The organism is Thermococcus sp. 21S9 (assembly GCF_012027635.1).
GTDB lineage: Archaea > Methanobacteriota_B > Thermococci > Thermococcales > Thermococcaceae > Thermococcus.
The window spans coordinates 1-402 of the sequence record NZ_SNUS01000060.1 but is presented as its reverse complement, the minus strand read 5'-3'; the positions used below and the strand labels follow the sequence as shown (position 1 = coordinate 402).

The 402-nt window shown below is 34.6% G+C and carries 1 protein-coding gene; it reads left to right on the top strand.

Annotated elements, in window-relative coordinates; translation table 11 throughout:
• Nucleotides 1–88: 88 nt before the first annotated feature.
• A partial coding sequence (locus tag E3E28_RS10965; RefSeq protein WP_167915469.1) for a heavy-metal-associated domain-containing protein occupies nucleotides 89–402 on the top strand: 314 nt, incomplete at its 3' end.

Genomic DNA, 402 nt, shown 5'->3' with positions numbered 1-402 from the left:
TATAAAAATTTTCCTATGTTAATTTACATTTTGTTAAGAAATAACTTCAATAATTCTCCTAATAGACTATATAACAGAGGTGAATCTCATGGACGTGAATATTAAAATTACTGGAATGAGTTGCGCTTCCTGTGTTAAAACTATAGAGCTAGCTCTTAGAGAACTAGAGGGTATAAAGGATGTTAAAGTAAACTTAGCGACAGAAAGTGCATATGTTAAATTCGACGAATCTGTGGTTAATATAACTCAAATCATTAGAGCAATAGAGAGTGTTGGCTATGGTGTCGTAAGAGAAAAGAGAGATGTAGTAATTAAAATCGGCGGCATGACTTGTGCGTCGTGTGTAAAAACGATAGAAGTTGCCCTAAAAGAGTTACCGGGGGTACTGGACGTTAAAGTAAA